The organism is Fibrobacter sp. UBA7003, from assembly GCA_002449765.1.
GTDB lineage: Bacteria > Fibrobacterota > Fibrobacteria > Fibrobacterales > Fibrobacteraceae > Fibrobacter.
The window spans coordinates 1-16,143 of the sequence record DJXN01000003.1 but is presented as its reverse complement, the minus strand read 5'-3'; the positions used below and the strand labels follow the sequence as shown (position 1 = coordinate 16,143).

The 16,143-nt window shown below is 54.0% G+C and carries 1 protein-coding gene and 1 pseudogene; both read left to right on the top strand.

Translation table 11 applies throughout. The features are described 5' to 3' along the window. Positions 1-19 precede the first annotated feature (19 nt). Positions 20-13,456 carry an InlB B-repeat-containing protein gene (locus tag B2952_RS02290; protein ID WP_290735092.1) on the top strand — a complete coding sequence of 4,479 codons (13,437 nt, stop codon included), beginning with the start codon at positions 20-22 and terminating at the stop codon, positions 13,454-13,456. Between the two features lie 108 nt (positions 13,457-13,564). Further along, positions 13,565-15,013 (top strand): annotated as a pseudogene (locus tag B2952_RS14150) (SLC13 family permease); the annotation flags it as partial. Positions 15,014-16,143 lie beyond the last annotated feature (1,130 nt).

Sequence of the window (16,143 nt, the reverse complement as noted above, 5' to 3'; positions counted from 1 at the left end):
AGATTTTAGAGAGGAATCTATGAAGACAAAGATTCATGCTTTTTTCCTTTGCGCCTTGACGGTGCTGTTTGCAGTTGCCGCTTCTTGGGCTGATGAGGTCTCGCTTACCAGCGACGGTAACGGCGGCTTCTACGTAAACCTGCCCGTGACGGGGACAAACCAGCTGACCATCACCGATGCCGACATAACGAACGGCCTGACCTCGTTCAACGTTTATGACGATGGCGGAACTGCGGGTTCCTATAGCGATAATGCTTCGGGTAATCTCCAGATAACGGCTCCTGTCGGTTATGTGTTGCAGGTGACGGGTAGCGTGAATACGGAAAATGGTTGGGATTACTTCCATGTGTGGGACGGGGATGCCGATGGTGTGGAGCTTTGGAACAACAGTGGCGAAAGTGAAAATATTGACATTATGGGTTCCCGTAGTTCGATTACGCTAGGTCTTAGCTCGGATGGGGGCGTTACTAGGGATGGCCTAAATTTGACCATGAATCTAGTTAGCAAAAACACGCCTTATGCGGTGCAGGTTGTCCAGGGACCTGGCGGAAATGTCGTTAGCGATGTGAATACGGCCATTGTTGGGACTACCGTCACGTTAACTCTGACTCCGGATGCAGACTATTTTTTGATCGGGGCTCTGATAGAAGATGCCGATGGTAATGTCATTGAGTCTATCGACGGAATTGTGGAAAATGAAACTACGGTGACGTTTGTGATGCCGGCAAAGGATGTGTCGATATCTCCAACCTTCGGTACCTCGCATCCAGTATCGATAGCAACGGTGACGATGGGATCTATGGAAAGTGACGTGACGGAAGCGATTCTCGGTACGACGGTTACCTTGACGGCAATTCCGGAGGAAGGCGCACTTTTTAGGGGCGTGACTGTCGTGGGCGATGATGATGGGCTGGCTATAACGACAAATGTAAACGGCAATACGGCTACATTTGTCATGCCCAATCAGCCGGTAACGATAACTCCCAAGTTTGCAAACCCAAACGTCATTACCTTCGATGAAAACGGCTGTCTCAGTAATGGAACTTATTTCCATTTGGAATGCAATGGAAATATTTGTGAGATTTCGCAGGGGGTGCAAGAAAATCCGAATGAGGGTGAGGCGGACTTCAGATGCTGGTATCTCGGCACCGCTTGGGATGATGGTGAAGAAGTTTGTGAATGGGACGAAGAAGAGGAAACGGAAGTTTGCGAAATGGTGGAACCGGAAAAGGGAGTGGTGGATATTCTTGAAGAAAACGGCGGGGCCGCGGGCTTTACGCTGAAACTTGGCGGTCCCCTCAATTTTGGCGGCTACGATGCTGCCAATAGCAAGTGCGTGATGCCGAATTTCCATCCGATTGCATTTGCCGAGTCGGAAGGCGTTTTCGACGGTCAGAATAATACCATTAGCGGTCTTTGTTATGAAAATGCGGGGGGACTGGAGTCTGCTTTCGGATTCCTGCAAAACGTAAAGACAGTCAGCAATGTTACCTTTGACAATGCCCGTGTTGTGGTGAATAATGTGGAACAGGGTAGCGTTGCCGGTATTGTGACGGGCGAGGTTTCCCAGTCTGATGCCTCGTTTACCAATGTCCATGTAACCAATTCCTATGTGGCAGGTACCCAGGTGGGTGCCTTTGCGGGAACATATACTCCCTATAATGGAACGTTGTCTATTTCCAATTCGAGCGTCGTCGATACCAAGGTCTATGGTTTGAATGTCGCGGCAATGCAGGGTGTGGGCGTTTCTGCTGCGGGTGGATTCCTGGGCTATACGAATGGTAACGGGATAAATATGCTCTTCTCCAATGATACCGTTCGTGCGACTTCGGCGGGGGCAACGGTCATTGCCGATGATGCCTCCTATACGGGAACGGGCGTTTCTTATCGTGGCGGCTTTGTGGGCTACGTTTATTTTGCTTATGACGTGTGGGCGGAAAACTGCCCCAATGCAGGAGTCAATCAATCCTTGGTTTCCGGAATAGTGGTTTCGGGCGCTGGTGAATCGAGTGTCGGCGGCATTGCCGGTGGACTTCCTGGTGCGGGCGTGTCCAATACCAAATTGGAAAACATAACGGTTACGGGTAATATCGCGGGCGGTGCCATTGGCTATATGCGGGATGGTGCCTATGGAACGCTTTCTGCCACAAACGATACCCTTGCGGGGGCTAATGCCATTACGGGCGCATCGGCTGCGGGCGGCATACTTGGTGTGGGGAATTTCGTTGCGGGAAATACTCAACGGGTCCTGCTCAATAGCTTTGAGTATATCAATGTTTCTGCAAATGTTGCGGGTGGAAAACAGGTCGGCGGTATCGCCGGTAGCATTTCGAACAACAGCTATGTGGCCATGTCGGCAACCAATGTGACGATGTCTGGCTACATAGGGGCAACTATGGACATCATGAACGGCAATGTCGAAATTGGCGGCTTGTTCGGCCATGTGGAAGGCGGAAATTCGCTTACGATAAGCGGCAACGCCATTGAGAGCGACTTCACGTTTACTAACATGGGAGCCTCTTCGCAGGGAACGCTGTACATGGGTCCCATTTTCGGCTACAATTCCGTAGAAAACTTTACCGTCTATGGCAACTACTCCAACGGCGGAATTTCTTATACGGGGATTGATGCGGCTAACGCGAGTGTCGGTTACATCGGTGGCTATATCGATGTGATGAGTCAGGCGGCTTCGGTCGTGGGCAACTACCACTACGGAACGGATGCCGTTGCTTCGGGTCTTGGCAATATTTCTGCTGCGGACTGGAAAACGGGTAGCGATGTGTTCCAGGCGAACGTCCGCAACGCCTCGGAGGGGCTCACGGACGACGGCTCTGTTGGCTTCTACTATTACGACGTGTCGGGCGGCCCTGTCGATGCTTCTTACATGGACATCTTTGCCGCTGATTTGAGTAGCGGTACCTTCGGGCGGGTTGCAAATGGTATCGCAAGTGATGCGGATATGAAGTCCCCGATGCTTGCTGCTGCCATGAACTATATGCAGGACAAGAGTAGTGGCGTGCCCACCTGGACACAGTCGAGTGGAAACCTTCCCGCAATAGCGACTCCTCTCGAAAAGCCGAACTACCTGTTGCCCTTTGCCATTATGGATGCGGCCGCGGGGGCGTCCCTCAGCCAGGAACAGAAAAATGTAATGGGTCTAAAGTCGATTCTAACGGACGTAAATGTAGGGGAGAATCCACCTGTAGTGTCGACTCAGCTTGAAGGCCTTACGGGCTATACGGATGTCGATGGGCGTGCAAACAGGGCTTTCGTGGATAGCGTTTCTGCCGTTTTGGATGCCTTGTCAGAAAATGGATATGTTCCTTATCTAGAAGGAGAAGGGCTGGCGAGTCCATTCCAACTCACCGCAAATACAATATTTACGGATGCAGTGGAAACCATCCTGCTCCAGACAAGGCAGTCCAGAACATTCGATGTGGTTTACCAGTACTGCGTGGTGGGCGAGACCACTGTGTGCAACGATTTAGACGATGTTCCGGATATCTCTTTCGTGTTTGTCTCACCTAAGATAAATCAGGTGGACAATAGCGAGGAATCCTATACGGCGCTGTTGCCCCATGTGTTTGCTCTTGCCGATGTTGGACCGCTCTCCATGAGTGTTTCGTTCCAGGATGCCAGTGGGGGAAATGTGGAAGTTTCCGGATTCAACGGCGACTTCTCCAAGTTTGTTTCGTTCTATGATGTCATTGCGAACGTATTCGACAATGCGGATGTGGAAAAGATTGTCTTAAGTTACCAGTCTGGCGGAGCAATCCCCTCCTTTGACATTGAAAATCCCACGATGTCGGATTTGAATGTGGATGTTTATGGTCTCAATGCTTCTGGGGAAAAGACGCTGATAACTTCGGTGGCGGTACCGGAACAGAACGCGGTGGCACCCTACGGATCTTCTTTTGTCCCGAGATTCGGGGACAAGGTGGGTTATGCGATAGAGTCCTACACAGTGTCCTTCACCGTGACAAACCCGGGTGAGGATCGCTGCGACGTCATTGAACCTTTGCCTGTTGTCGAGTCCGAAAGCAAAAGTGTCGCTCCGTGGGAGGAATTGGTTGTTGAACAGAGTCCTTGCAAATCCAAGACTTGGACTGTTGCTGGCCTTACGCCGGGCGAAGACGAAGTTGACCTTACTAATGTGAAGATTGCGAAGGCTCGGAACGAAAGTGAAAGTTTCTGGAAGGAATCTTTCTCGATTGTGCCCAATTATGTCGCAAAGCCCTACAATATTGTGTTCCATTTCAATTTGACCGATAATCATTTCGAATTGGATGATGATATTTATACGTTGTTTAAGACGGGGTATAACAATCCTGAGAACACGCTGGATCTTGAAGAAAATTCTGCCTTTCCTTTGTTCTATGGTGTTGATGATGGCTTCGACTATATAAATATTGCTGGGTGGACGCTAGATGAAAGCAAGGCTAATTGTGTAATGGACGAAGAAGGTTGCTTTACTTCAAGTCAGATAAATAATGGTAGTGTCGCTTTTACAAGTCTAACTGCAAACCTGATTACTGCAGCGGCAGATGCCGGCTTGCTTGTTACCAATCCTGAAAATCCGGGTAATCCGCAGACTATGCAACTTTACCCTGTATGGGAAAAGCAGCGTAATACGTGGATGGCAAACGCCGTTGTGATTGGTAGCTGTGAGCAGCATGGTGCGAAATGCTATGAGTATCCGATAAATTTCACCCTTTCGCAGGACTTTTCTTTGAACGGGAATCCTGTTCGCATTCAGGTGCCTTCCGGTGAAGTTGTGGTCGAGGCTAACCCCACTAAATATGGAAGGGGTGTCAGGTATTATAACTATGCAAATAATGTCTATCCGTTTGATTTTACATACGAGGTTACTCCGGGATTCAAGGTCACCAGCGTGACGCCCCCCATGTACAATGAAGAGACGAGTAAACTCGAAATCACTGGGTCAGATAACCCTGCGGTCCTGGTTGATTTCTCCGTGTTGAGTTACAATGTCAAGTTTAATCTCGACGCAATTGGAAATGACGTCTATCTTGGCCGTGGAGTGCGCTCTTCAGGTGTGATGTCCTATGAAGACGGCAAGTATATGTTCCCGCCTGTGTATAGTCGCCCCACTTACGGGGATGACTTTGAAATGAATGATTATTACCGGACTAATGTCTTTTACGGCAAGCACAACTGGAGCGTGAAGAATGGCGATGCTTATGAAGGTGGTTCGCGCGATTTCGATTCCAAGCTTGTTGGCTTGTTCGAAGGAAATGAGCATTATGTGCCAGCCGCAAATGAAGACGAAAACGCCTCGATTACCCTCTATGCAAATTATGTGGAACCCATGCCTATGTCGGGAAGTAGCAACTACACGGAAGTTGCTGATGAAATTCATGTATGTGCTCTTGACGAAGAAAATGCCTGTATATATGGTGACGGTTCGGAATACCATGGAAGCGTCGTTCTCTCACAGTCGTACGATAACGACGCTGAAAATGTTCACTGGAGTTTTGAACACGCTTCCGAACCGGTCGTTCAGCGTGCCGAAGATTACGAAACGGAAGAAAACTTTGTAAGGCACATTATTTACGTACCATCCCAAGATGACACGCTTACATTCGATGTCTCGGTTCGCCCGGATCCGGGTTACACGATGGCGATATCTGACTTTACATTCAGTCGGAATTTTAATGGCATTCCTCAAACGAATGCGGAACCGGTAAACTGGAACTATGTCGCAGCGGATGCGACATCGGGTACTTTGAATATCCAGCCCCATGCGATGGGTTCTATGATTTTCAAGGTGCGCTATACCCAGCTAGCCTACAATGTGGCCTTCTTGCGTCCGGACCCGGATTTGGGTCTGTTTGTGGGAAACAAGTCCGCGGATGGTAATTACCAGATGGATTGGCTCGAAAGTGCCGATGGTGTGACTGCGGAAACGGTTCATGCTCCTGCCGTGTACGATGGGAATGGTTGTCGCATTGCATGGAAGGTTGCTGGTAGAGAAGTCGAATCCCGCACAAATACGGATGTCGTGAACGAACTTCCGTTTATGGCGGTTATCGGCAATGATGCCGGAAACCCTGTCGTGAACACGCTTGAACTGGATGCCGAACATGTTGTCGCAAACGAATGTTCCGGATCATACCAGTTGATGCTTGATGTCGAGGGCGAGGGTGACGTTTACTTTATCCAGAAAATCGGCGCAGAGCCGGTCGAAGATAGCGATCCGGAACAGACGATAGTAAAGCATGTCTTCGTCAGGGCGGGAGATGAAGCTCCGATGACACTCTCTATTCCGAAGGTTTTTGATAAGAACGGAACCGAGGCCGGTGTGAAACTTACCGTGGTTGCAGTTCCCGCTGAAGGTTACGTGCTGAATACGCTTAGCTATGATGTCATGTTCAATGGGAATTCTGTGACGGTCCTTGCACAGGATAGTACAGAACTGAATATCATGGAACCGCAGGCTTGGCACGTGAAGTTTGAACAGTACAAGCCGGTGTACGTAACTTATGATCTCTCTCTCGGTGAAGAGGATTCCTCGAACGTGTGGATCCCTGCCGATGCCGTGGCCAGCGGTTCTCTCCAGATTGGTGCCGACGGTTCCGATGCCCCGATGTGGATTCCCTTCCGCACCGACAAGTGCTTCGCCGGTTGGTCCACGAATGACCCGAATGGAGCCCAGCCCGATGTGAATGTGCTCTTTAAAGAAGTGTCCGTGTCGAATCTCGACCTCTTTAGCCATGATGCCGCCACCCCGACTAAACTCTATGCGAGCTGGGTGGAATATGATGGCGCTTGTAGGGTGCCGAACTTGGTCAATACGTTTACGGTTGCCTACTACGGAGATTTGTCCACATCTGAAGAAGACGCTGTTCGTTGGCTCGATACCCTTGTCGTAACACAACGCTTGGGCAATGCCGTGTTTACACATAAGGAAGTCGGAAATAGTATAAAGAACGAGTATAGTGGCCATTTTAGTGATGATTGGAAAATCGCCTTCAACCCGAGCGGCTATGATGTAGAACTTTCCGTTTTGCCGTGCATTGGTTTTGAAGTTGATGCCGAAGCTCCCGATGTCAAGGTGGTCGAAGACGAGAATGGCGAGCAGATGACGTATATCGCTGCGACTGACGGCGTGTTTAGAATAGGTGAGGCACTTGGAAGCAGAAATTACAATGTCGGTGTCAAGACAACCAAGATCCAGTACCACTTTACCACTGCTGCTAATGGCGGTGAGGCTACGGTCCTGTATGGTGAACACTGGGATGCCGGCGGAACGTATGTCTTCGGCGATTCCCTCCCGGCACGTTTTGCCTTCCGCTCCGATGCCTGCTTGAGCGAAATGACTGGATGGAGTTTTGACCCGGATTGGGAAAACTCTCCAAATAATGGTGCTTATTTCTGGGTTGACGAAGCCTTCTTGACTGCGCGTGCGCAGCGTATTGCGGCAGGGCTTGAAGCCGATGTCCTTTACCTGCCATGGAATGAAAGTGATCCTGACTGCCGTATGGGTATGCTGAATCTCACGCTGGATCCGGAAATTTCTGATATTGCCTCCATTACGCTTTACCAGGAAGTGGATGGGGTAGAAGTAGAATCCATTACAATTGGTGCGACAGGTGTACAGATTCCTCAGGGACCGATGGGGTATGACGGCGGCCACACCTCGTATGTTGGAGACAACATCTACTTCACCCGTGCCGAAGTCAAGGTGAAGCCGGGTGTAACCCTTGACGGGGACTACACGATTTCTTATGTGAATGAATCTGATGCTGACCAGACCGTGCATTCTATGCCGACCGTTGCGGGTGGCGCAGAAACCTTGTTCGACGATAATATCATCATTTCCGTGACTGGACTTTCTCGCAATGATTACACTGTCGCCTACCACGAAAATGCTGGCGATGCTCCCGTGTTCTATGGCGAACACTGGGCTGCAAGCGCTACATACGGCGTGGGCGATACGCTGAGCGAAAGCGTGTATCGCACCGACAAGTGCCTTGCGGGCTGGACGTTCGATGTGAATTCTGCCGACGGACTTGTGTATAGGACGCTGGATGCGGACTTCATCGGTGAACTCGAGATGCGCGAAATCGATGGCGACATCGACCTCTATGCAGTGTGGAGTGACGACGATGCCGCTTGCGAATCCCCGATCCAGAATGTCACGGTAACGCTCTCCGACGAATTGCAGGGCAAGGCCACGGTCGAACTCTTGCAGGATGTGGAAGGCGAAACCAGGGTGGCGGCGGTTGTCGGAGACGAGGGAGTCTCGATTCCGAAGGTGACGACCCGCGCTGTTGACATAAATGGCAATACCGAATATCTGGGCGAGTTCGTTTACTTCTCCGGACTCCGCGTGGTCCCCGCGACCGGCTATGCCCTCGACAATACGGTCAATCCTTCTTATAAGGTGGGAGACGAAGCCGAGGTGGAAATGACTGCTGAACCGCAGCCCTGGTACATGACCGAAGACGCTGTCGTCTCGGCTGCAGTCAATGCCGTGAGCTACGAACTAGCCCTGGACGAAAATGCGAATGGCGCGAATGTGTTCTATATGGGAGAACCCTTGGCCAGCGTTTCCGTCAAGGTGTCGGACGACGAGGCGGCAAGGACCTTGCCTGCAAACCTCTACCGTGCCGATGCCTGCTTCGTGGGCTGGAGCTTCAACGAGACGGCGACGACGGGCTTCACGATGTTCGATGCCGATGTCGCCTTGGCTTACGAGGATGCCGGAACGTCCACGCTCTATGCGGTTTGGGATGCAAACTGCCAGCAGACGGTCTATACGGTCACTTCTGCCGACAAGGGCAAGGGCGTGCTGACGCTTGCACAGGGAACGCGCGCGTTTGAGGTGGGCGACGGTCTCTCGGTCCCGGCGGTTGGTGACGGGCTCGAATTCGTGGCCTCGTTTGCTCCTGCTACGGGTTATGCCTATGACGCGGATGCGAACCTCGCGGTTCTCGATGCCAATGGCGTTTCGCTCGGTGAACTTGAAGATGGCGCTTTGATGGTTAACCAGACGGTCTCTATCAAGGCGCTCGGGCTTGCCGAAAGCGAATACACGATTACGTTCAACGTGAATGCGGGCGGTGCTCCGGTCTACTACGGGACTCCCGCCGATGGCGCGGCTCCGGCATACACCTACAAGGTGGCCGAACCGAAGGCTTTCCCGACGGACTTCTACCGCACGGATGCATGTCTTACGGGCTGGCGCGCGACGGAGGCTCCTGTCGAAGGCGAAACGCTGTTCCATGAGTTTGACGCTGCGTTTGTCGAGGCGGTTGCCGAAATCCCGAGCTACACGGGAACGCTCTATGCCGTTTGGGGAACCTGCGCTACGACGAACAACGTGACGGTCGCCCAGTACGCTCCCGAGATGGGCTCGCTCTCTCTCGTGCAGCGCGATGCGGACGGCGAAATCGTCAATAGCACAGAAATCACGGACGAGGCGGTCACGCTTCCGCTCGGCAAGGGCGATGTCGCCTTTACGGTCGAGTTTGTCGCGAATCCGGGCTACTCGATGGTCGCGAACAGCTACTTCTACACGGTGGATGCAAACGGCAACAGCCTTGCTGCCCTTGTGAATAATCGGCTGACACTGGCGGACAACACGGTCGTGAAGGCGCCTGCCAAACTGTCTTCCTACGAAATCGCGTTCGACGTGAATGTCGAATCCCCGGAAAAGTTCTTCGGCAGCTCCTGGCGTTCTTCCGGCGAATTTGATGTGACGCAGGGCGAGGACGCTCGCGCCTTCCCGATGCAGGTCTATCGCGTGGGCTACAAACTGGTCGGCTGGTCTATCGAAAAGACGGACGATGCGGACGTCTATACGGCGTTCGACGAGGAACTCGCCAAGGATCTCTCTGCGACGCAGCGCACTACACTCTATGGCGTGTGGGTCACGGACGATAATCAGGAAACTTACACGGTGTCCCTGTATAATGCCAATGCCGGCAAGGTCAGCGTTTCGCAGTCCGCGGATGGCATACAGACGAACTTCGAAATCGGAAATGACGGGCTTGTGGTTCCTGCTGTGAGCGAAGGCCTCCTGTTCAATACGGGTGTGACGCTCAATTCGGGCTACTTCGCGAACGGCAGCAGCCTCTACGTGGTCGATGCCGAAGGGACCCGTTTGGAATCGCTCGTGAACGGCGTGCTGAACGTGAATGCCGACAAGATTCTTGAAATCCCGGTCGAAAGCGACGGCGCCCAGTTCGTGTTTGTCGAAAATACTAGGGCCCGCGTGTTCTACGAGAACGGCTGGAACAACAAGGGATTCTTTGCGCTCGATGGCGAGACGGATTTCCCGAGGGGCCTGCTCCGCACGGATGCCGAACTCCTTGGTTGGGCTTTCTCGCGCAACGGTTCCAAGTATTATGAACGCTACGACGAAGATTTCGTGGTTGATCTCCGCAACGCCCGTGTGCTTGGCTTGCCGGTAGACACACTCTATGCGGTGTGGGACGAGTATGCGACGGTTGACAAGGAACTTGTGAAGAGCGAGGGCGACAGGACTGGTTCGTTCTTTATCAGCCAGACGGTGAACGACATGACGATGGACCCGATCGAAGTGACGGCGGCCGGTATCGAAATCCCGCGCAGCGAGAAGGGCATCACTTTCAACGTGACCTACGAGGTGATACCGGGTTACCGCGTCGATTCCGAATCTGCCATTACGAAGTCCGACGCTACGGGCGAGGTCCTTGGCTCTACGGCGAACGGCGGCTCCCTGGTCATGGGCCAGGAACAGAGCCTTTCGCTTGGTGCGTCTGTCGCTGCCATCCCGTACAGGTTCACTTACGATGTGAACGGTGGCGATGCGAACGTGTTCTATGGTGATGGCTGGTTCAGTTCGGACGAGAAGACTCTTGACGATGAATCGGTGGCGCTCCCGAACAACATCTACCGTGCCGATGCGAAACTCGTGGGATGGTCCTTCGACTCCGATGCTTCGGAAGGCTCGTTCGACCTTACCTCCGACCTGGTACGCGACGTAAGCGCCTCCAACGAGGTGCGCACGCTCTATGCGGTGTGGGAACCGGCCGAAGTCGAAACCTACACGGTGTCGTTTGCGAATACGAACGTGGGAAGCCTCGTGCTCACCCAGGATGTCGAGGATACTACGGTGTCGTTCACCGTGGCCGATTCGGGCCTCGTGGTGCCGGTCGTGCAGGGAGGCCTGAAGTTCAAGGCGGCCTACACGCTCAAGGCGGGTTTCTCGGGCTCTACCGATTCGCTCTATGTGGTGGATGACATCAGCGGTCTCCTGACTTCTCTTGCCGATGGTGAACTCACCGTGGCCGAGGACGTGACGCTTGCGATTCCGACGGAAGGGGAAACCTTCGACGTCGTCTTCCATGCGAACCGCGACAAGGATGTCCTCTTCTACGGCAGCGACTGGAAGAACTCTGCCTCGTATAAGCTTGACGACAGCACGGTCTCGATTCCGCTGCCTGCCTACCTCTACACGGCAAGTGCCTGCATGGTGGGCTGGAGCCTTGACAGCAAGGGCGAAGGGGAGGCCTATACGGAATTCTCTAGCGAACTTGCCGATGCCCTGCTCTCCCTCGAAAAGACGGATGCCTACGACCTCTATGCCGTATGGGGTTCCGGAGAAGCCTGTGACGACATGTATAACCGCGTGGCTCTCCAGAGCGCAAACGGAACGGTCAAGCTTGTAGAAATTGCGGAACAGCGCGAAATCGAACATGAATTCGCGAAGGACAATACGATTATCCTGCCGAAGACCGTGAACGGCAACATGCTCCGCGTAGAGTCCGTACCGGATTCGAGCTTTGTGCTGGATTCCCTTGTGATGGTGCGTCTCGGTGGTGACGAACGCCTTGCGACGTTTGAAGGTGGTGTCCTGCCGTTCAATCTTGCCGAAGCTTCGCTGGTGGCTTACTTTGGCAAGGCGAACCGCACGGATATCGAATTCGTGAAGCCCGTGGTTACGCAGGCGGGTAACGCGGTCCAGTTCGCCTTTGCGACCAGCGAGTTCGAGGTGACCCGCAAGGTGTCGGCGCGCGTCATTCTTGAAACGGAGGCTGGCGAATCCGTGGCCGATACGGTCATTGTCGATTCCATCGTTCCGCCCTACAGCGGAGTCTGGCAGATGTTCCCGCTCTCCGCCGACAAGTATGTGCTGACGGCGTTGCTCTACGATTCGAAGGACACGGTCGAAACGTCGGAGCGCTTCGAGGTGAAGGCTGAGATTGCCGCCGTCGCCGAAGATGGCTGGCAGATGATTTCGCTCGTGAACCTCGACAAGGAGGCCATGAAGTGGGACGATGACGATGCCAAGTTCTACTGGTGGGACGAATCCTCGGCCATGGGCGATTTCTGGCAGTATAGGGAATACTCTCCGGAAGACGAAATCGAACCGACCCGTGGTTATTGGTATAGCTCTCTCGAAGGCCGCCCGCTTGTGCTCAAGCCTGCAACCGATGAGAGTGTGATGGACAACGTTGTCTGGAACCTCGACAGCATCAACAGCGGCTGGAACCTGGTTGCGAACCCCTACGGCTTTAACCTGAACGTCTATGGCGACAGGCCAAACGAGACCCTCGATGCTGCAGAGAAGTCCGAGGTGAACTTCTGGCGCTGGAATCCCGATGCCGGACGGTATGAACCGGCGGTCGTTATCAAGCCTTACGAAGCTGTCTGGGCCGAAGTCCACCATTCCATGGAATGGGTGCTGCCTGTGAAACCTGATTTTACCTCCAGGGATACTTCCGGGCTGGATTCTCTCGAATCCCCGCTCAGCAAGCGCTTCCTTGCGAAGGCCACAAGCAACAGGGACTGGAGACTCCAGGCTATACTCTCCGACAAGAAGGGAAAAGTGGATTCCTGGAACATCCTCGGTGCATCGACAAGGCCGTTTGTCGCGAAGGAGCCGCCTGCAGGCATGGGCGACCACGTGAACCTCTCCATTGTGGATGGCGAACGTATGCTCGCGACATCCGTGAGGGCTCCGGCCGACGAACTGGAATGGTCCGTGGAACTCAGCGCGACCTCCGACCGCGTGGGCGAGCTCTCGTTCAAGGGTGTCGAATCCCTGCGCGAGGTCGGCCTCAAGGTATTCGTGACGGTCGACGGCAAGACGACGGAAATGCACGGGGGTGAAACCCTGCGCGTGGAGCTGGGGGCCTTTGCGAAGAAGGCGACGGTCCGCGTGGCTCCGGCTGCGAAGGTGGTCGCAAGCTTCAACATCGATGGGCTCCGCTACGTGAAGTCGGGCGCGAATGTGGGAGTCACCTTCGAGGCTAGCGATGGCCTCGCGGGTAGCCGTACGGTTGTCGATATCCTCGATATGGGCGGCAAGGTGGTTTCTAGCCGCAGCGCGACGACGCTTGCCGGTGTGAACCAGCTGGTCCTCGATGCTCCGAAACCGGGCCTCTACATGCTCCGCGTGCGTGCGGGTAGCCAGATGAAGGCCGGCCGAATCATGGTGAAATAGGCCCAAAGCGCAAAAAAAACAGCATTAAGGCCCGCCTGCCTAGGCGGGCTTTTCCGTTGGCCTCCGTATTTGCCACCATTGCCCTATTTTTCTAAATTTGGGCGCACTATGACAAAGGCTAAATTCATCAAATTCATCATTGCGTCGATACTTGCTATCGCCGCTCTCTTCTTGCCCTACGAATCCCTCGGATTCGATGCAGCAAGCCCCATGGGACCCCTGAACCCGCTCGAAATCCGCGTCATCGGCGTTTTCGTCATGGCCGCTCTTTTCTGGATCCTGCAACCGTTCCCGATCTGGTCCACCTCGATGCTTGTCATCGTGCTCATGATTGTCACGATGTCCGATTCGTCGCTCGCCCCGTTCCGCGTGGACGGTGTGACGATGATTAGCCACAAGTCCATCATGGCGACCTTTGCAAACCCCATCATCATGCTCTTCCTGGGTGGGTTCTTCCTTGCTGCCGCCGCCACCAAGTACAAGATGGACTTGAACCTGGCCCGCGTGCTCCTGAAGCCCTTCGGCAAGAACCCGAAGTTCGTGCTCCTCGGCCTCATGCTCATTACGGCTGTGTTCTCGATGTTCATGAGCAATACCGCTACCGCAGCCATGATGCTTGCCATCCTCGCCCCGGTGCTCAAGCTCTTTGACGAAGACGATCGCGGTAAGGCTGCTTTTGCCCTTGCTATTCCGCTCGGTGCCAACATCGGTGGTATGGGTACCCCGATCGGCACGCCTCCTAACGCCATCGCCCTTGGTGCCCTGAACGATGCCGTTGCCCGTGGTGACCTTGTCGCGAACCCGGTGACCTTCGGCCAGTGGATGGCTTTCGGTATTCCGTACGTGATTATTTTGATGGTGGTTGCTTGGCTCCTGCTCGTGAAGATTTACCCGATCAAGATGAAGCAGATGGTCCTGAATATTGAAGGTGCCGGCAAGTTCGATACGAGCCCCAAGGCTATCATTGTTTACATTACCTTTGTCGTGTGTGTGCTTTTGTGGGTGACGGGCAAGAACGTTCACGGTATTAACGATAACGCGATTGCGATGATCCCGATGGCCGTGTTTGCCCTTACCGGCGTGATTACCAAGAAGGATTTGAATGCGATGAGCTGGGACGTGCTCTGGCTCGTGGCTGGTGGTTTTGCCCTGGGGGTTGGCCTCAATGCGACTGGCCTTGCCGCTCACCTTATCAAGACGATCCCGTTTGCAAGCTGGTCTCCGCTTGCTCTCATGGTCGGCTGCGGTATCATTTGCTTGTTCATGGCGAACTTCATGAGCCATACCTCTACGGCTACGCTTTTGGTCCCGATTCTTTGTGCTGTGGGCATCGCTTGCCAAGACAACCTCGTTGGCCTCGGTGGCGTGACCGCTCTCCTCGTTTCCGTTGCGTTTGCTAGCTCTCTCGGCATGAGCCTCCCGATTTCGACTCCGCCTAACGCCCTTGCGCATGCGACGGGCTATACGGATACGCGCGGTATGGCGATTACGGGTGTTGTCATGGGACTGGTCGGTCTGGTTCTCTCTTGGGGAATGATGATTTTCCTCGCCCATGTGAACTTCTTTGGTACGCCGGCGCCGAAGGCTGCTGATAAGGTCGCAGAGCCTGCCGCAGTGACTAAGGTCGTGGAACAGCCTGCTCCGGAAGCCCCTGCTGCCGTAGTCGCAGATTCTTCTGTTGTTGATACTACTGCTGTTGATAGCGCGGCTGTCGATTCTGCCGCTGTTGCTGATTCCGCAGTTGTTGATAGCAACGCTGCTGTCGTGGATAGCGCCGCTGCCGCTCAGGCTACTGCCGATAGTGCTGCTGCGAAGGCCGCTGCTGATAGTGCCGCTGCCGCCCAGGCTACTGCCGATAGTATTGCCGCTGCTCAAGCCAAGGCCGACTCCATCGAGAAGGTGAAGGCTGCCGAAGCCGCTGCTCTCGTTGCCGCTGCTGCCGCTAAGAAAGCCCAGCAGGATAGCATCGCCGCCGTGAAGAAGGCCAAGGCCGACAGCGTCGCCGCCGCCAAGAAGGCTGCTGCCGAAGCCAAGAAGGCAGAAGCAGAAAAGAAGAAGGCAGAAGCCGCTGAAGCCAAGAAGAAAGCTGCCGAAGAGAAGAAGGCTGCCGCTGCCGCAAAGAAGGCTCAGCAGGATAGCATCGCCGCCGTGAAGAAGGCCAAGGCCGACAGCGTCGCCGCCGCCAAGAAGGCTGCTGCCGAAGCCAAGAAGGCAGAAGAGGCCAAGAAGAAGGCAGAAGCCGCTGAAGCCAAGAAGAAGGCCGCTGAAGAGAAGAAGGCCGCTGCTGCTGCGAAGAAAGCCCAGCAGGATAGCATCGCCGCCGTGAAGAAGGCCAAGGCCGACAGCGTCGCCGCCGCCAAGAAGGCTGCTGCCGAAGCCAAGAAGGCAGAAGCAGAAAAGAAGAAGGCAGAAGCTGCTGAAGCTAAGAAGAAAGCTGAAGAAGAAAAGAAGGCTGCCGCTGCCGCGAAGAAAGCCCAGCAGGATAGCATCGCCGCAGTGAAGAAGGCCAAGGCCGATAGCGTCGCTGCTGCCAAGAAGGCTGCTGCCGAAGCCAAGAAGGCAGAAGCAGAAAAGAAGAAGGCTGAAGCCGCTGAAGCCAAGAAGAAAGCTGCCGAAGAAAAGAAGGCTGCCGCTGCCGCTAAGAAAGCCCAGCAGGATAGCATCGCCGCAGTGAAGAAGGCCAAGGC